This window comes from Citrobacter sp. CRE-46 (assembly GCF_059615875.1).
This window is the reverse complement of sequence record NZ_CM184341.1, coordinates 3730828-3748971: the sequence shown is the minus strand read 5'-3', so window position 1 is coordinate 3748971 and position 18144 is coordinate 3730828. Positions and strand designations below refer to the sequence as shown.

The 18144-nt window shown below is 52.3% G+C and carries 17 protein-coding genes; 6 read left to right on the top strand and 11 right to left on the bottom strand.

Features of this window, described 5'->3' with window-relative positions:
• Nucleotides 1-79: 79 nt before the first annotated feature.
• Both AC534G_RS18445 and AC534G_RS18440 read right to left on the bottom strand, forming a co-directional pair.
• Complete coding sequence (locus AC534G_RS18445; RefSeq protein ID WP_038638567.1) at nucleotides 80-658, bottom strand: helix-turn-helix transcriptional regulator; 579 nt, start codon at nucleotides 656-658, stop codon at nucleotides 80-82.
• A 617-nt stretch (nucleotides 659-1275) separates the two neighbouring features.
• Entirely contained in the window at nucleotides 1276-2451 is a 1176-nt protein-coding gene (locus AC534G_RS18440) for a coiled-coil domain-containing protein (protein ID WP_087857102.1), read from the bottom strand.
• A 292-nt stretch (nucleotides 2452-2743) separates the two neighbouring features.
• Here AC534G_RS18440 and pheP point away from each other — a divergent pair, with 292 nt between their 5' ends.
• A complete protein-coding gene (gene pheP, locus AC534G_RS18435; RefSeq protein ID WP_038638573.1) occupies nucleotides 2744-4138 on the top strand; it encodes a phenylalanine transporter in 1395 nt (464 codons plus the stop codon).
• 54 nt (nucleotides 4139-4192) lie between these two features.
• On the opposite strand, the gene AC534G_RS18430 is transcribed toward pheP, so the two are convergent.
• Nucleotides 4193-5437, bottom strand: a complete 1245-nt coding sequence (locus tag AC534G_RS18430) for a mechanosensitive ion channel family protein (RefSeq protein ID WP_110498592.1) — start codon at nucleotides 5435-5437, stop codon at nucleotides 4193-4195.
• Between the two features lie 71 nt (nucleotides 5438-5508).
• Complete coding sequence (locus tag AC534G_RS18425) at nucleotides 5509-6948, bottom strand: MFS transporter (protein WP_496594451.1); 1440 nt, start codon at nucleotides 6946-6948, stop codon at nucleotides 5509-5511.
• Between the two features lie 107 nt (nucleotides 6949-7055).
• Between AC534G_RS18425 and AC534G_RS18420 the strand changes: the two genes are divergently transcribed.
• Entirely contained in the window at nucleotides 7056-7919 is an 864-nt protein-coding gene (locus AC534G_RS18420; protein ID WP_085047567.1) for a helix-turn-helix transcriptional regulator, read from the top strand.
• A 46-nt stretch (nucleotides 7920-7965) separates the two neighbouring features.
• On the opposite strand, the gene nfsB is transcribed toward AC534G_RS18420, so the two are convergent.
• From nfsB to AC534G_RS18405, 3 genes are all read right to left on the bottom strand, one after another.
• Nucleotides 7966-8619: an oxygen-insensitive NAD(P)H nitroreductase gene (gene nfsB, locus AC534G_RS18415; RefSeq protein ID WP_069323119.1), complete on the bottom strand. Its 654-nt coding sequence runs from the start codon at nucleotides 8617-8619 to the stop codon at nucleotides 7966-7968.
• 118 nt (nucleotides 8620-8737) lie between these two features.
• Nucleotides 8738-9106 (bottom strand): MmcQ/YjbR family DNA-binding protein, encoded by a 369-nt coding sequence (locus tag AC534G_RS18410; protein ID WP_038638590.1) that lies wholly within the window; start codon nucleotides 9104-9106, stop codon nucleotides 8738-8740.
• The gene (locus AC534G_RS18405; RefSeq protein WP_370620829.1) at nucleotides 9106-9687 is read right to left on the bottom strand and encodes a TetR/AcrR family transcriptional regulator; all 582 of its coding nucleotides are present in this window, start codon (nucleotides 9685-9687) and stop codon (nucleotides 9106-9108) included. The genes AC534G_RS18410 and AC534G_RS18405 overlap by 1 nt, the downstream gene beginning before the upstream one ends.
• Before the next feature lie 190 nt (nucleotides 9688-9877).
• On the opposite strand from AC534G_RS18405, the gene AC534G_RS18400 reads away from it, so the two are divergent.
• Both AC534G_RS18400 and AC534G_RS18395 read left to right on the top strand, forming a co-directional pair.
• Nucleotides 9878-10990 (top strand): MBL fold metallo-hydrolase, encoded by a 1113-nt coding sequence (locus AC534G_RS18400; RefSeq protein WP_110498591.1) that lies wholly within the window; start codon nucleotides 9878-9880, stop codon nucleotides 10988-10990.
• 17 nt (nucleotides 10991-11007) lie between these two features.
• Nucleotides 11008-11349 carry a RamA family antibiotic efflux transcriptional regulator gene (locus tag AC534G_RS18395; protein ID WP_003021996.1) on the top strand — a complete coding sequence of 114 codons (342 nt, stop codon included), beginning with the start codon at nucleotides 11008-11010 and terminating at the stop codon, nucleotides 11347-11349.
• Between the two features lie 21 nt (nucleotides 11350-11370).
• Here the strand turns inward: AC534G_RS18395 and AC534G_RS18390 are convergent, their stop codons facing one another.
• Complete coding sequence (locus AC534G_RS18390; protein WP_069323123.1) at nucleotides 11371-11619, bottom strand: DUF1158 domain-containing protein; 249 nt, start codon at nucleotides 11617-11619, stop codon at nucleotides 11371-11373.
• A 66-nt stretch (nucleotides 11620-11685) separates the two neighbouring features.
• Complete coding sequence (locus AC534G_RS18385; RefSeq protein WP_069323124.1) at nucleotides 11686-12804, bottom strand: YbdK family carboxylate-amine ligase; 1119 nt, start codon at nucleotides 12802-12804, stop codon at nucleotides 11686-11688.
• A 143-nt stretch (nucleotides 12805-12947) separates the two neighbouring features.
• On the opposite strand from AC534G_RS18385, the gene AC534G_RS18380 reads away from it, so the two are divergent.
• Complete coding sequence (locus tag AC534G_RS18380) at nucleotides 12948-13652, top strand: GNAT family N-acetyltransferase (RefSeq protein WP_110498590.1); 705 nt, start codon at nucleotides 12948-12950, stop codon at nucleotides 13650-13652.
• A 20-nt stretch (nucleotides 13653-13672) separates the two neighbouring features.
• Here the strand turns inward: AC534G_RS18380 and entD are convergent, their stop codons facing one another.
• The gene (gene entD, locus AC534G_RS18375) at nucleotides 13673-14350 is read right to left on the bottom strand and encodes an enterobactin synthase subunit EntD (protein WP_496594450.1); all 678 of its coding nucleotides are present in this window, start codon (nucleotides 14348-14350) and stop codon (nucleotides 13673-13675) included.
• Between the two features lie 49 nt (nucleotides 14351-14399).
• The gene (locus AC534G_RS18370) at nucleotides 14400-16673 is read right to left on the bottom strand and encodes a TonB-dependent siderophore receptor (protein WP_069323126.1); all 2274 of its coding nucleotides are present in this window, start codon (nucleotides 16671-16673) and stop codon (nucleotides 14400-14402) included.
• Between the two features lie 253 nt (nucleotides 16674-16926).
• Between AC534G_RS18370 and fes the strand changes: the two genes are divergently transcribed.
• Entirely contained in the window at nucleotides 16927-18144 is a 1218-nt protein-coding gene (fes, locus tag AC534G_RS18365; RefSeq protein WP_080700403.1) for an enterochelin esterase, read from the top strand.

Below are 18144 nucleotides of genomic sequence, written 5' to 3'. Positions count from 1 at the left end.
CCGAGCGTTGCGGAATTTAAAATGAGCCGAAAGGAAAGAGTTAAATAATAACCGTGATAATTGTCCTTAAATAAGTCAGTTACGGCTGGCTATAGTGGGAAATGGTGTACTTGAGCCGGGTGTTATTTTTGCCGAGCTTTCTGGCAATGTTGCTTTTGTACGCCCCGATGGTTTTTTCACTTTTTTGTGACGCCCCGGCGATTTGTGCCAATGACCAACCCCGGGCAAGCATCATCATGACATTGAATTCGTTTGCGGTAATTTTAGTATGTAGTGCGTTGATATTATTTTGTTTTTTATTCTGTATGATACGTGTAACGGCATGCAGTAGCCGATCGAGACTGGCATCTTGATCGAGTAATTGCATGTTCTTCCCGCAAACGGTTTGAAAAAGAGAAAAGGTGGCTTCATCTGCCAAAACAATAATTTTTGTGGCAGGGCGGATAGCCATGCTGCGGATAATCCGGGCATATTTTAAAAAATCTGATTTGTCAGGATTAATAATGATGTAATCCGTGCCATCTGGCAGGAACTTGATTGCTGAAAACGTCTGAGAGGAGTGGTATGTAATATCAATATATAATGATGAACCACGTAGAATTTCTCGCATGCCTAGCCAGGGATAAAGTGAATCACCCAAAAAAATAGCCTTAGACATTACGATCTCCTTGAAATTTTAATGCAAGCAGTCGCCTCTTTTTTCTGGCTGAAAAAAGAGTTTCTTGCGACGCGTGGAATGTTAATTAAATCTCGTATAACGTTCTTTGGCTTGAACGTATCCTTATTTATTGCCGATTCAACAGATATTTTCTGTATTTATTTGAAGCATTAACTATTCTGAAAGTAGATATTACACTTTGTTAAAATTTAAGATAAATCGTTTATATCACCTCTGAGCAGATGATTGATAGATTTCGCTTATGGATCACCACAAGAATGGGCCCACCTTTTCCATAAAGGCAGGATATTCTTGGGATTATTGACGGCGATTTATTTAAAAATGATTATATTTCAAAGGAATGCCAGCTTGTGATGATGGACTGGTTGGTGGGTAGGAGAATTCTTAATTAAGATTAGGAAGAAGGGGCGGGTGGGAACAGTGAAGGTGGAAATATCGCCAAATTTACATTAAGCATCTAAAAATGTTTTAATTTAAGACTATTTATCCAATTTAATTTGTATTCATAGTTTTTTATTCTGAGTTGGTCTTTTTGTGCTTTATTTGAGCATGTTGCTTGCCGTTGTCATTTTATCTGCTTACTTCGCTGCTCGCGCTCAGCCCGCTAACAGCTCCTGCTCGACCTGTTGCACCTGTTGTTCCAGCGAGTTGCGGATTTCCGTCAGCGCCCGTTGTTGGTCAGAGAAGTAAGCCTCTTTATCGGTCACGGAGGAAGCAAGGCGCCAGGCGTTTTCCGCCTCTAGTTCGGTAATCTCTTTCAGCAGTGCGTTAATTTGTTCTCTGAGCTGCTGTATTTTGCTGCGTAAATGCTGCAGATCGTTCAATCGGTCGCTCGCCATCATCGGTTCGAGACCACTTTGTAACTGGGTCAGTAACGCCCGTACGGCGGCAAGGTCGGCATTTTGGCGCGCCTGGTTAAGCTGTACCATCATCTGATGCGCTTTCTCTTTCAGATCATCCGCCACTACGTCCGGGTGGCAAAGACGACTGGCCTGCCGCCACAGGCGCTTTAGCTCGCTACGCTCATCGGGAGAAAGTCGTTGATCGCGGGTAAAACGATGCTGTGCGTCCTGCTGCTGCTCCTGATATTCATCATATTCATGACTGGCCTCTTCTTGTGCCTGGCGAGTCGCGCTGTCGTCCTGGCGAGAAAAGTCGTTTTCCAGTTCACGAATCTCCGCCAGCAGGGCGGTGATCAGCTCCGTTTGTTGCTGAATGCGTTGCCGGGTTTCGACAGATTCGCGCGAATCTGAGTGCTGGTTCATCCATTGCTGCTTGAGTCTGGCCAACTGCTCAACGGCCTGGGAAATATAGTGCTGACAGGATTGATAGTCTTTTTCCCGGCGTTTTCGCTCCGCTTCCTGCTTACGTTGCGCGCTGGCGGCCAGTTGCTTACGCAGCTCAAGGATGCGGCTCATCAACGGCCCAAGACGAAGATGGTATAGATCGTTGAAATCATCGAGGATTTGAATGCGCGTGTTGCGCTTATCAATCAGGTCACGCAATTGTGTTTCAAGCGCTTTCAGTTCGAGTTTACTCGCCGCAATCGCAGGATCCTGCCACGTAGAGACTGCCCGCTGAGATTGCAGCCAGGCGGTGATTTCACGCAGAGCATCGCTAAAGCGCCGGGCTTCGATCGCCTGCACGATGGTGTCTGGCACGACTGACAAAGGCTCATTTTTCAGATGCGCCACCTGTTGGAAAATAATCTCCTCATCTTCCAGTTCAATAGCGCTTTTGACGATTTCCAGTCGTTTGATGATCTTATTCATGACAGTCGTTGCCTGGCCTGGCTTAAAAATGAGTGACTGAAATACAACAGGCTCACCCATTTGAAAATGTTAGAAAAACAGTAAGGTGCATTCTGTGGCCTGCAATGCCTTTTCGTCCAGAATAATTCACTGTAATTATGAAAAGCGTGAGCTCTGGTAAGGAGCAGCCCATGAAAAATAACAACGGCTCAGGCATCGCTGATGACCATGGTGTTAAACGATTGCGCCTTGCGGCAACCAGGTTGAAATGTTAAAAGAAGCCCCTTCAATAAAAACGACACAGGGGAAGGGCGTGAAAAACGCGTCAACTGCATCTGACACCAGCGTGTCTGATGCCGCGTCGACGAATGAGCCGACGCTTCAGCGGGGGTTGCAAAACCGCCATATTCAGTTAATTGCGCTGGGCGGCGCAATTGGAACCGGACTGTTTTTGGGCATTGGTCCGGCCATTCAGATGGCGGGGCCTGCGGTGTTACTGGGTTACGGCGTAGCCGGAATCATCGCTTTTTTGATTATGCGTCAACTGGGCGAAATGGTGGTGGAAGAACCCGTTTCCGGATCGTTTGCCCATTTTGCCTATAAATACTGGGGACCGTTTGCTGGCTTTTTGTCCGGCTGGAACTACTGGGTGATGTTTGTGCTGGTTGGCATGGCGGAGCTGACAGCGGCCGGAATCTACATGCAGTACTGGCTGCCCGATGTCCCCACCTGGATTTGGGCCGCCGCGTTTTTTGTGATCATCAACGCCGTCAATCTGGTTAACGTACGTCTGTATGGCGAAACGGAATTCTGGTTTGCGCTGATTAAAGTGCTGGCCATTATCGGCATGATTGGCTTTGGTATCTGGATGCTGTTTTCCGGTAACGGCGGGGAACATGCGAGCATCGATAATCTCTGGCGTTACAACGGCTTTTTTGCCACCGGCTGGAACGGATTGATCCTCTCGCTGGCGGTGATTATGTTCTCGTTTGGCGGGCTGGAATTGATAGGGATCACTGCCGCGGAAGCGCAGGATCCGCAGAAAAGTATCCCGAAAGCGGTAAATCAGGTGGTGTACCGTATTTTGCTGTTTTACATCGGTTCCCTGGTGGTGCTGCTGGCCTTGTACCCGTGGGTGGAAGTGAAATCAAACAGTAGCCCGTTCGTGATGATTTTCCATAATCTTGACAGTAACGTGGTGGCTTCTGCACTGAACTTTGTCATTCTGGTGGCTTCGCTGTCGGTCTATAACAGCGGTGTTTACTCGAACAGCCGCATGCTGTTTGGCTTGTCCGTGCAGGGAAATGCGCCGAAGTTTTTAACCCGCGTCAGTCGTCGTGGCGTTCCGGTGAACTCATTGATTCTGTCCGGCGCGATTACGTCACTGGTGGTGTTGATCAACTATGTGCTGCCGCAAAAAGCGTTCAGTCTGTTGATGGCGCTGGTTGTCGCGACGCTGCTACTAAACTGGATTATGATTTGTCTGGCGCATTTGCGATTCCGCGCGGCGATGCGCCGCAAAGGACGTGATACCCAGTTTAAAGCGCTGCTGTATCCGGCCGGAAACTATCTGTGCATTGCCTTCCTCGGCATGATTCTGGTGCTGATGTGCACCATGGATGATATGCGCTTGTCCGCTATTCTGCTGCCGATATGGATCCTGTTCCTGTTTGTTGCCTTCAAACTGCTGCGCCGTAAATCCCGCTAATATCTAACCGATCTCATCCTGGCGATGAGATCGGTCACCACTTCTCATTGCCGATTAACGCTGAAAAGCCCCTGACAATGCGCGAATATCATTTCCGGTAGGTGACTGATGAATACGTAAGCCAAACTCTTCGATCACTGCGAATATATGGTCGAAGATATCAGCCTGAATACTTTCATATTCCAGCCAGACTACCGTACTGGTAAAAGCATAAATCTCGATCGGCAAACCATGATCGTCTGGTGCAAGCTGGCGTACCATTAACGTCATATCTTTGCGAATCCGCGGATGGTGACGTAAATATTCGTTCAGATAGGCGCGGAAAGTGCCAATATTGGTCATCCGGCGGTGATTCAATACGGATTCAGGCGCATCCAATAGCTGATTCCACTCGTCAATTTCCTGATGACGCGTGGTTAAATACGGCTTTAGCAGGTGTGCTTTATGCAGTCGCTGGCGTTCATCTTCGTCAAGAAAATGAATGCTGGTGGCATCAATGCTGATGCTGCGTTTAATGCGTCGCCCCCCGGAAGCAGACATCCCGCTCCAGTTTTTAAAAGAGTCCGATACCAGTGACCAGGTGGGGATAGTGGTGATGGTGTTATCCCAGTTGCGCACTTTCACCGTGGTCAAACCAATATCGATAACCGCGCCGTCTGCGCCGTATTTCGGCATTTCCAGCCAGTCGCCCAACTTCAACATATCGTTGGCTGAAAGCTGTATGCCGGCCACCAGGCCGAGGATTGGGTCTTTAAACACCAGCATTAAGACGGCGGCCATCGCGCCCAGGCCGCTTATCAGTATTGCCGGGGACTGACCAATCAGCAGGGAAATCATCAAAATCCCAACGATAATTGCGCCGATCAGTTTGATTCCCTGGAATATACCTTTCAACGGTAGCTGAGATGCGGCTGGGAGTTTTTGCGACAGATTGAGAATAACGTCCAGCAGGGAGAACAGGGACAGCAGGGCGTACATCATGATCCACAGCTGAGCGCAGGTCACTAATATCTCTGCGGCTTCGCTGCCTTTTTGTAACCACAGCGCGGCCTGAATGTTGACAATGATACCCTGCAGGGTGAATGCCAGCCGGTGAAATAACTTGTTCTGCGTGATGATTTGTAGCCACAGACGGGAGCTGGCGTTCGCGCGCTTTTCAAATGCGCGCAGCACCACCCAGTGCAAAATAACGTGAACAATAATGGCGGTGAGAAAAATAATGCCAAAAATCATCACCAGCGAGGTGGTGTGGTTTATTTCAATGCCGAGTTCTTCTACCTGAGATATCAATTCCTGCATAATGTCTCCTTAATAAACAGCGGCCTATGATGACCGCTGTCAGGAGCTTATGCAAATTACGCTCGTCTTGCCTACGATTTTGCGGCGATGCTGGCGCACACCGGATTGATATTCAGCGTGCGGCGAAATAAAAAGGTAGTCAGTAACAGTACGGTCATCATTGTGGCTTCGACGGCTAAAAAGCCGATAACCGAGCGCGTGTAATCACCATGGTAATGTTGCTGCAGATGCAGGAACAGCGCCCCCAACACGGCGGGACCGATTCCTAATGTTGCCTGCTGCAACGTACTCAGAATGGTGGTTCCGGCGCCCGCATCGTGCGTGGCGATATCGCGCATACCGATGCGATAAAAACTGTTCACAATCAGCGCCTGACCATAGCCGATAAACGCTGTCGCCGGAACGAGCGTAATGGCTGAGGTATGCATACCTGAATACCAGAAGGTCATCATTAAGCCCATCAAGCCAGCGATCTGAATAATCAACCCGGTGAGCAGAATACGTCCCGTGCTATAGCGGGCAATGAGTCGCGGTGCGTAACAGGCGGAAATAAAATAGGCTGCGCCAAGCGCAATAAAGCTATTGCCGGATTCCCATGGCGCCATCCCCAGACCGGCCTGTAGCGTTAGCGCCATACAGAACATAAATCCTGACCAGGCGCTAAAAAACAGTAATGCGATCAGCACGCCGAACCGGATGCTGCTGAGTTTTAACAGGCGTGGCGGTAAGAGAGGATGTTGCCCGGTCTGTTCTTGTCGTAACGCATTGCTGCGCATCCACCATCCCAAAGGCAGGATGGCGACCAGAGCAAGCTGAGTCTGCCACGGCCAGCCGGTTTCCGGGCCTAATGCCATGGGAAACAACAAGCAGCAGAGAATCGCAGCCAGACTGCTGGTGCCCAGCCAGTCGATGCGGGTTCGGGTTTCTCGCGTGGTTTCCGGGACATAGCGTTGGCTGAACATCAGAACTAACAGACAGATCGGGACATTAATAAAAAAGGCGTTGCGCCAGCCCAGCCCTGCAATATCTGCCGAAACCAGCCAGCCTCCGCCCATCTGGCCGACAATAAACGCGATGCCGCCAATTCCTCCATACAAACTGATGGCCCGCGCATGTGCAGGACCTTTCAGCGTGACGTGCAGGGTGGCAAGGATCTGCGGCACGATTAGCGCCGCGCCCGCACCTTGTAGAACGCGGGCAGCCAGTAACATATGAATGGAATTCGCCATCCCGCATAAAAGAGAGGCGATGCCAAACAGCACGACGCCTGTCATAAACAGGCGGCGGCGACCATAGTTATCACCGAGTTTGCTGCCCAGCGCCAGACAAACGGCGAAAGTCACCCCGTACAAAGCGACAATCAGCTCCAGCTGTGTGGTGGTGGCCTGAAGCGACTGGGTAATGGAATCCAGAGCGACATTGGTAATTGATGTATCAATGAGCGGGAGCATTTGGCCTGTCAATAACAGGAGCAACCCTATGCGGCCGGGTGAAACAGTTGATGTACTCATAGTAACTCCATTGCATCATTTTGCAGATGGACGTAGCATCACTGAAAAATTAAACGGGTACCAGTTCCTGGTTATACTGGTATTGGTACTACTATGCTGGAGAGTCCATGTCGGTAATAGCGCAACAGGAATCCGCGGTTATTCTCCCTGATGACAGCCGCAAGCAGCTTGGCGCGTTTTTACGTGCGCGACGGGAAAGCCTCGATCCGCAGCGTCTGGGTCTGCCGCGCATTGGGCGGCGAAGAACGCCCGGTCTGCGCCGCGAAGAAGTCGCGATGTTGGCTAACGTTGGCGTCACCTGGTACACCTGGCTGGAGCAGGGGCGAGAGGTCAATCCGTCGCAAGCGGTCTTGCTGAATGTAGCGAGCGCGCTGCAATGCAGTCCGCTGGAAACCCGCCACCTGTTTGTACTGGCCGGATTGACGCCACCGGAATCCACGCCGGTGATGGTGTGTGAAGGGATTGCGCCAGGCACCCGAAAGATGCTCGACAGCCTGATGCCGCAGCCCGCCAGTATTCAGAAACCCAGTTTTGACATCGTGGCCTGGAACGACAGTTTTTGCCGGTTGATGGGCGTTGATTTCTCCACGCTCCCGAGCGAAGACCGCAACTGTATTTACCTCTATCTCACGAATGAAACCTGGCGTAGCCGGATAGAAAACTGCGATGTATTACCGACGTTTGTTTCTTATTTCCGTGCGGCAATGGCGGAACATCGCAGCGATCCTGTTTGGGAAAATAAACTGGCGCGCTTTTTTGCCGCATCGTCTGAGTTTGAAGCATTATGGCATCAGCGTTATGACGTTCGCGGTGTGGAAAATCAGGTCAAAAACTTTGTTCATCCGCAGTTAGGGCGTTTTAGCTTGCAGCAAATGTACTGGTATTCCGCCCCGCGTAACGGTTCGCGGCTGCTGGTTTATTTACCGATGGATGAAGCGGGGGAGCAGGCTCTGGCGTGGCTGAATCAGTAGTGATACGCCCGATGACGGCGACACGCATCGGGCATAACGGCAAAAATCAGACTTCAGTCAGCGTTGTTTCCAACGGCAGACGAGATTTCGGCAGCGCGGCGTTGAAATCCTCTACGCTGTGATGACCTACCGGGACCACGACTACGCTGGTGAAACCTTTTTCTTTCAGGCCAAACTCTGCGTCGAGAACGGCAGCATCAAAGCCTTCGATTGGCACCGCGTCCAGCCCCATCGCCGCAACGCCCAGCAGGAAGTTACCGACGTTCAGGTACACCTGTTTCGCCATCCAGTGGTTGTCATCTTTGAGATCTTTGCGGTGCAGGTCGGCAAAGAAAGTACGGCCTTTGTGGTTAGCGGCTTTGGCTTCCGGGGTAGCGAAACGGCCATCGCGCTCTTCTTGATCGACGACGCGCTCCAGCCATGCATCGTCCATCGCCGTTTTGGCGCAGAACACCACAACGTGGGATGCATCCAGCATTTTACGCTCGTTGAATACAAAGCCGCCGGCTGCGGATTTCGCCACGCGCGCTTTACCTTCGTCAGTGCTGGCAACGATAAAGTGCCACGGCTGAGAGTTGGTGCTGGACGGGCTAAACTGCAGCAGCGTTTTTAATTTTTCGGCCTGCTCAGCGGTCAGTTTTTTATTCGGATCGAATGCCTTAGTGGAGTAACGTTTTAAGGCGACAGAAACAATATCCATAACTACTCCTGGTGGTTTTCCTACCCTGCGGGTGCGTTTAGTTTCAGCAGGGTACAGGGTTAGCGAGAAAATGATAAGAGCGAAAAATGCAAAAACACTTATCGACGCTAACGATAAATCAGCCTGGCCGCAGGCGTTGCTGATCGCGCTTAGGCAAACCATCCACCACCCGGTGCCATGAGTCGCTCACCAGGTCCGTCAGCAATGACTCGGTAATGTCGTCGCCTGGATAGACTGAGATCCAGTGCTTTTTATTCATGTGATAACCGGGTTCAATGCTGGGGTAGATCTGCTGATTTAACAGTGATTTTTGCGGATCGGATTTCAGGTTAACCAGCGGGCGTCCGTGATGTTCAAAGACCAGCATGAAAATCTTGCCGCCGACCTTGAACACGTCGTATTCCGGGCCAAAAGGCCAGCAGTGCTCAGTAAAAGGCAGTTCAAGCGCAAGGCGCTTCGCGCAGACATGCAGTGTCTTTCCATCCATTATTTTTCCTCGCGGGTCAGGGCGCGCCACATGGCTTCAAACCCCAACGAAATGTATTCCGTCGCGCGGGCAGGGTTGCGGGCAGCGAATTCCATGGTTGTTTCTGCAAGTGTCAAAAAAAGCCCGTCGCCGAAGGCGCGATACTCGTCCGACATAAATTCAGGGCGCACGGAGCGATGACAAAGATCGCGCAGTTCCGGAAACATATCGTCAGCCTGCTGTTCAGTTTCTTTGCTGATTTCCTCGCTGACGGCCAACTGACGAATGGTGCGATGTCCGCAGGTATGATTCAGACCCCAGCTAATGTAGCTGTTCCAGATGTAGTGAGTCATGGTTTTGGCATCGGTCACTGAACGGTCCAGATTGGCCATCATCGACTGGCAGAGATCGTGTTTTAAAAAGAGGTAAAGCTCGTTGATCAGATCATCTTTGGTCGCGAAATAGCGAAACAACGTTCCCTCCGCAACCCCTGCATTGCGCGCGATTACGGCGGTTGAGGCCGCAATACCTGATTGTGCAAATGCTGTGGTTGCAGCTTCCAGTAATGCCAGTTTTTTGTCTTCACTCTTCGGACGAGCCACTACACTTTACCCTTAAGTCTGTAAAAAACATGATTGAATCACGGCCTTTGCAGCACCGCAACGGAGAATGTCAAAGATTGAAAATCATCTTGACGGCGAACTTTCGATTTCTATAATGAGTGCTTACTCACTCATAATCAAGAGTCAGTCGCGCAAACCAGCGGAAAGGAGGCGCGTTTAAGGTCAGGATATGAAGCGTCTCACAGTTTGTGTGGTTGTTATTATGCTTATTGCCGCTGCTACAAGTTTACCGTTTGTACTCAATGCCGGATTTGGCCAGGCGCCGCAAGGGGCACAACTGAGTCAGGTTGAACAGTCGCCACACTATCGTGATGGACAGTTTCATAATCAGGTGCCAACACCGGGCTATACCGGTAACAAAGGTATGCTGGCGGCCTGGTGGGAGTTTCTGGTCGCTAAGCGTGAAAATGCGCGGCCAGCGCAGCCGTTACCGCTGGTGGCGAGCGATCTCGCCGGGTTACCGCCGCAGCAGGATACTCTGGTCTGGCTGGGCCACTCCTCATGGTATTTGCAACTGGCGGGTCAACGCATCCTGATTGATCCGGTGTTCAGCAACTATGCCGCGCCGTTTTCATTTCTGAACAAAGCCTTTGCCGGGGATTATCCGTGGACCGCGCAGACGATGCCGGAGATCGATCTGCTCATCATCTCGCACGATCATTATGACCATCTGGATCTCGCCACCATCAAGGCGTTAATGCCGAAGATTAAACGGGTGATTACGCCGCTGGGTGTGGGGTCGCATCTGCGTTATTGGGGAATGCGCAGCGAGATAATCGACGAACGTGACTGGAATCAGTCCGTCAGAGTGACGGATTCACTGATTGTTCATGTTCTGCCAGCCCGCCATTTTTCGGGGCGAGGCATTAAGCGTAATCAGACGCTGTGGGCCAGCTTTATGTTTGAAATGCCGGGGCAGAACGTTTATTACAGCGGGGATTCCGGCTACGGGCCGCATTTTAAAGCCATTGGCGAGCAGTTTGGCGCGGTTGATTTGGCGATTATGGAGAACGGTCAGTATGACCAGGACTGGAAGTTTATTCACATGATGCCGGAAGAGACGGCTCAGGCCGCGGCGGATCTGCATGCGAAAGCCGTTTTGCCCGGTCACGCAGGTCGTTTTGTTCTGGCGAAACATACCTGGGATGATCCGTACAAACGACTGGCGCTTGCCAGCCGCCAACAAGATTACCGACTGCTGACGCCGATGCTGGGTGAACCGGTCATACTGTCCGAACCGGACCAAACGTTTACGGCCTGGTGGCAGCAGGCGAATCAATGAACACAGGGGAGAGCATGATGACGATTTCTGCTCAGGTAATTGATACGATTGTTGAATGGATTGATGATAATTTGAATCAACCATTGCGCATTGATGATATTGCACGCCATGCGGGTTATTCAAAATGGCACCTACAGCGTCTTTTTATGCAGTACAAAGGCGAGAGCCTGGGGCGTTACATCCGTGAGCGTAAACTGCTGCTGGCGGCGCGCGATCTGCGCGATACCGATCAGAAAGTGTACGACATCTGTTTGAAGTACGGATTCGATTCACAGCAGACTTTTACGCGTATTTTCACCCGTACGTTTAGTCAACCGCCGGGCGCTTATCGCAAAGAAAATCATAGCCGAACGCATTAACGGTACCGGGTTCTCGCGGGTTTAATCCGCCAGCGAGAACCAGCGCCGCCAAATGTAGCGCAGCACAAAATACTCAATCACCCCCAGTAGTAAAAACCACAGGCAAAACAGCAACGTGTAAAACTGGTTGAGATCCATCAGATGAAAAGTGGCAACGAGTTTTTGCGCCAGCACCAGGCCAAGTGAAGGGGCAGGTAAGAGCAGGCAGGACAGAAAAGCCAGCAGCAGGATCCCAGCGGCGGTCATCAGCGATTCAAGCGGGTGTTTCATGGTATTGTTAAACTTGAGTTAAAATACCATTGTCCGGGATCTCAGCGGGCAACGCAAACCCCACACCTAAAGCCCTGCCCAAATCTCACAGTGTTTTTTCACCAGACCACTCAACGATCCGCCTTCCGCCACGAAATCACGCATATTCTGTGCTTCATCATGACCATGTTTAACCTGCAGGCGTAAGGCTTCAATCGCGCTGGTCGCTCCCACTTTCTCCGCAGAGGCGGCGACATTCTCCAGCAGTCGTAGCGTGTCATCCGCCAGGCGATGCCCATCGCCCGTATTCACGTCGGTGACAATCCCCGCCATACCAAAGCGACAGGCCTGAAAACGGTTGAATTTATACAGTAAATAATCACGCTCCTGGTGTTTGAATGGACGTTTGGTGAGTAGCCAGTGGGCGGTGGACTGTATCAGTCCCGCCATATTGACCGCGTGTTTAAGGGTCAACGGAGTGTCCATTACCCTAACCTCAACCGTACCGAAGTGCGGGCTGGGGCGGATATCCCAGTGCAAATCTTTAATGCTATCAATCATGCTGGTGTAAGCCAGGCGACGGAATAGTCCCGTAAATTCCTGCCAGTTATTCACCCATGGCATCGGACCATTATCGGGAAAGCCGGAGAATATATTCAGGCGCGCGCAGGCAAATTGCGTGTCGGATGTCTGCATGTAAGGCGAGGCGGCAGAGAGCGCAATAAAATGAGGAACAAATCGCGACAGCCCGTGCAGGAGGTAAATTGCATCATCACCGTTGGCGCAGCCAACATGGACGTGCTGACCGAAAACGGTCGCCTGCTGAATAAGATAACCAAAATTTTCCAGGTTACGTCGATAGCGTTCGTCATCGCAGACTTCCTGACGTTGCCATTTTTGAAATGGGTGCGTACCACCGCCGCAGATGGCGAGGTGATGCTCTGCCGCAACCCGCATGATTATCTGCTGCATGGCCGACAATTCAGCATCAGCCTGGTCGATATTGCGACAAACCCCGGTTGCCATCTCCAGCATACTTTCGGTGATATCGTGCTTCACTTCCCCGGCGGTAAGCTGTGGCTTAATGGCGTCAATCAGCCGGGAAGAATCCTGGCTCAGGTCGTAACCTGGGGGATTAACCACCTGCATTTCCAGTTCAATGCCTAGCGTAAAAGGGTCGGAAACATGAAAATCGGGTAGTGACATAGGGTTCTCTTCAGCGTTGATTTTAATTAAGTATAGAAGGACTGCTGGTTTTCTGTTTTGCGTAAGAAATCACCGGGTGACGCTTTGAAGGTGAAATGGCAGGTGCTATAACTATTTTTTGCTTCGCAACAGGGGTTGAATCCGTGCTGGAAATAAATCTTTATGGTCAGACTGTCGGCGATGTTGTGCCGGACTGGAAGGGGGCCGCCGTGCTGCCACGGGAAGAGCTTGTTGGACAGTATTGCCGTTTGGTTCCTCTGGATGCCGACAGCCATGCCGCCGACCTGTTTGATGCCTATGCGCAGGCACCCGACGATCGCGACTGGACCTGGCTTGCAAGCTCCCGCCCAACGAGCGTTGAAGCCGCGGCTTGCTGGATCGCGGCAAAATCCACTGACGCCTCTCTGGTTCCCTATGCGGTAATTGAACAGCTTTCCGGGCGTGCCGTTGGCCTGGTGTGCTTTATGGCGATCGAACGGGAGCATGGCTCGGTCGAAATTGGTCATGTGACCTGGTCGCCGCGCATGAAAAATACGGTACTCGGCACCGAAAGCGTCTGGCTGCTGCTGCGTCAGGCGTTTGCGTCAGGCTATCGGCGCGTGGAGTGGAAATGCGATTCGTTGAACACGGCGTCGCGACGGGCGGCAGAGCGTCTGGGGTTTATCTTCGAAGGGCGTTTTCGCCAGAAGATCGTGCGTAAGGGGCGCAACCGCGACAGCGACTGGTTATCAATGATTGACAGCGAATGGCCGCAGCGCGATGCCGCATTGCAGCGGTGGCTGGCTGCCGACAACTTTGATGAACATGGGCGGCAACGCAGGTCGATGGCAGAGTGCCAGCAGGTATAGCACGTTTCCCCGTTGACGATTCAGACAGAAAAGGAGCGTGAGCATGGCGTACTGCTCGTGCAAAAGGTAATGACGTTTTCATCGCGCTGAAACCAGCGAACGTTAATTTCCTGCCCGGCGAGGCCTGGCGAAAATAAGGGCTGAATTTGCAAGGTTACCTGGGTTGGGGTGAGGGCGGTAACTTTAGCGCTGGCGAACCCCGGTAACGCCGTAGTGTGTTCCGAAAACGTTTTATACAGGCTCTCCTTTGCGCTGAATGTCAGGGTTAAGGCGAGCGGAAAGGGCAGGCTGGCGTGATGCATAATCTGTCGTTCGTGGTTATCGATAATGCCGTCAGCCAGCTCAACGGCGGTTTGTGGCGTAAAAACAGCTTCTATATCCAGCCCAACGGAATGTGTCGATACCACCGCCAGCGCTGTCGATGCGCTATGGCTGATGCTGCCAAACAGATTTTGCGGCCACAATGGTTGGCGTTGCCTGCCGATGCCGGGCACAGTTTTGATACCGTATTCACGTAATGCATGTACTGCGGCAATACGTCCTGCTAAGTGCTCTGTTTTACGCTTACGTCCACTGGACAGGAGCTGAGCGTGGTGGGGCAGCCAGAGCAGGTCCTGCTCATGGAAGCTGGCGGGATCGAACTCGACAATGTGCAGCGTGTGGTCTGCGAAAGTGAGCGGTGTGTGCGTGGTGAGCATGGTAGTTATGATTTCCCTCTCCCCGCAGGGAGGAGAGGGGGAAACGTTATCAGAAGTGTGTGTTAACGCTCATGAACCACGTCCGGCCCGGTTCGTTATAGGTGTTCGCGCCCGCGCCCGCCATATAGTTTCCGGTCACAATATCGCCCGTGGTCTGGGCATTACCTTCACGCCACAAACGCTTGTCAAAGACGTTATCCACGCCGCCGGTCAGGCTGACGTTTTTCGTCACATCCCAGGTCGCGCTCAGGCCGACGATGCTGTACGGGCTGACTTCACTCGCCGAACTGCCGGTTACCGGTTTGCCCTGGTAATCATATTTCTTCGGCTGCTGTTTACCGTACCAGGTGAAGGTGGATTGCAGCGACAAATCTTCGCGTGCCTGCCAGCTCAGGGTCGAGTTCAGCGTGTACTCAGGAATAATCGACAGGCGTTCGCCGGTCTCTTTATTCTTACTTTGCAGCATGTAAGTGATGTTGTTGGTCCAGGTAACGGTTTCGCTAACCGGCACGTTCAGCGTACCTTCCAGACCCTCAACCACCGCTTTAGGAATGTTTTCCCACTGATAGATATCGGTGTAAGTCGTCTTCCCTTTGCTGGTGATGGACGTTCTGTCGAACGGTACCGTCCCCGCTTCAATCTTGTTGCGGTAATCGTTGCGGAACCAGGTTACCCCGGCCAGCCAGCCGTCACGCTTAAACTCAAGACCAATCTCTTTGTTGATACTGGTTTCGGCCTTCAGATCGTCGTTGCCCATCATGTAGCAACCGATGCCGGTCGCGGAGCCGGTGGCGTAGCAACCCTGGCCTTTACTGTAGAGAATATAATTCGGGTTGAGCTGATACAGGCTTGGCGCTTTATAGGCGCGCGCAATCCCCATCTTCAGGGTGAAGTCATCGCCCAGACCTTGTGACAGGTTCAGAGATGGGCTCCAGTTATCGCCGACGATGCTGTGGTGATCGAAACGCAGACCCGGCGTCAGCATGGTGCTGTCGGTCAGTTCCATGTTGTTTTCAGCAAACAGAGAGAAAATTTCCGCATCGGAGTACGGGCTGCGGTTGGTGCTGCTGTAGCCTGGGATATCACCGCCCATAAAGGTCTGCGAATTGGAGAGCATATCCTTCATGCGCTGCTGATTCCACTCGGTACCGAGCGTCAGGTTTTGGTTGACCAGCAGGTCCAGTGGAATGCTGATTTCACTGTGCAGCATGACGTCATTCAGGTCGGCATCGACATATTTTTGTGACGCATTCGGGTCAAAGATCCCCTCGGTTCCTCCCGCCAGACCTTCAGGCGTACGGGAGTTACGCGTATGTTCATATTGCACCCAGTTGCTGGTGGTAACGCCATTATCCCAGCCGCCGTTCCAGGTCAGAGAGTAGTTCTGACGATAAAGGCGGTTGGTCTCTTTCCCGTAGTTATCTTTCACCAGTTGGTTGGTGTTGGTGTTTTGGGTATCGCCTGCGTACAGGTTGCCCTGGCGGCTATAACCCGCTTCCAGTTCCAGCGACTGGAGCGGGGCGAAATCCCAGCGAACTACGCCGTTAATGTCTTTATTGATAACGCCTTCACGACCGGCCGGTAAGGTATTGGCGTAGGTGCCGGTACGTTCTGACTGATGACCCTGGTTGATATCCCAGGCATCGGCCTGCGTTTTATCCAGATTACCGTACAGACGGAAGCTGAAATCCCCGCCCATTGGGCCGTTCAGGCTAAAGTTGGTACGTTTGGTCGAGCCTTCGTCTTTGTGTTCCGGGGCATTGAAATAGGTATCCCACGAACCGTGCCATTCATTGCTGCCTTTTTTGGTGATGATATTCACCACGCCGCCCGCAGCTCCGTTGCCGTAACGTGCTGCGGCAGGACCACGCAGCACTTCAATACGCTCGATCATTTCCGGTGGCACCCAGGCGGTATCGCCACGGGTATCACGCTCGCCGCGCCAGCCCTGACGCACGGAGTTACGGCTGGTCACCGGCTTACCGTCGATCAGAATCAGGGTGTTTTCTGGACCCATACCACGAATATCAATCTGACGGTTGTTACCGCGCTGGCCGCTGGTTGAGTTGCCGGTCAGGTTAACGCCAGGCATGGTACGGATGATTTCCGCAACATCGCGCGCGGGAGGATTTTTACGGATTTCATCCGCGGTGATGGTTGAAACACCCGGCGCCTGCAGGTTTTGCTGCGCGGCGGTAACGACGATGGTGTCTTCATGAGAGACAGCGGCGTTATCAGTTTGATCTTCTGCCATTGCTGGCAGTGCTACCCCGTAAATCCCTAAATTGACCAATAAGGCCAGTGAATGAATCTTGTTGTTCATTGTATGTCCTGCTGTTCTTTTAGCCACGAGTACCCATGTGCCGTGGTGCGGCATTTGGTCTGATGTCGCCCGCATCCGCGTAAACCCTCCGTTCCAGAAAAAGTACGCAGCGCCAGGTCGGTTTATAAGTGGTGAAAAACTGTGCACGCTTCCCACAGCGCGACAATACGCTATTGCAAATGCAAATAGTTATCAATAATATTATCAATATATTTCACGCTAGATCATAAAAATTCACAGTAAACATGGGGTTATGGCGGTGACGACGTTAAAGACGGGAAGCGAAGCGTGGTGGCAGTCGAAAAAAGGCCCGGAGTGGGAGCGTGAAGAGAACGGAAATTATCGGGTAACCTTCTGGTGGCGTGACCCGCAGGGAACGGAAAAAGAGTCAGCCATTCGTCGTGTGTGGGTCTATATCACCGGCGTCACCGACCATCATCAAAATGTCCCCCCTCAGTCGATGCAACGCATTAACGGTACAAATGTTTGGTGCTGGAGTGTTTCCCTCAGCGCCAACTGGCGCGGTAGCTACTGCTTCATTCCCACCGCTCGGGATGACATTTTTGCCGCGCTGGCGGCGGACGAAACGCCTGGCCGAAACGTGCTGCGTGAAGGCTGGCGACAATTGTTACCGCAGGCGATTGCCGATCCTCTCAATCCGCAGAGCTGGCGGGGAGGTCGTGGCCATGCGGTGTCAGCGCTCGAAATGCCAGACGCTCCCGTACAGCCCGGCTGGGATCAGCCTGCGGCTCCCGATTGCCCCGCAGTTTGCCTGCAATGGCACAGCGCCAGGCTTTGCAATACGCGTCGCGTATGGGTATTTACCACCGGTGACGACCAACCAGAAGCACGTCCGCTGGCTATCCTGCTGGACGGTCAGTTTTGGGCGCAAAGTATGCCGGTGTGGCCTGCGCTGGCTTCGCTCACGCACCGCGGAGATCTCCCTCCCGCCGTATATCTCCTGATTGACGCTATCGACACATCTCATCGTAGCCGCGAACTGCCGTGTAACGCCGATTTTTGGTTGGCGGTACAGCAGGAGCTTTTGCCGCTGGTGAAGGCGACCACTGCGTTCAGTGACGATCCGCAGCGCACGGTGGTTGCCGGACAAAGTTTTGGCGGGTTGTCTGCGCTGTATGCCGGGCTGAACTGGCCCGCGCGCTTTGGCTGTGTGCTCAGCCAGTCCGGTTCTTTCTGGTGGCCGCATCGCGGCAGTCATCAGGATGGGGCGATTGTTGAACAACTGAAGAGCGGCAAGGTCAGCGTTCAGGGACTGCGTATCGTTCTGGAGGCCGGGATACGCGAGCCGATAATTTTTCGTGCCAATCAGGCGCTATATGCCCAATTACCCTCTGCACCACAATCTATTTTCTGGCGTCAGGTTGATGGCGGACACGATGCGCTTTGTTGGCGCGGTGGCCTGATGCAAGGGCTAATGACGCTCTGGCAGCCGCTTTCCGAGACGATTTAA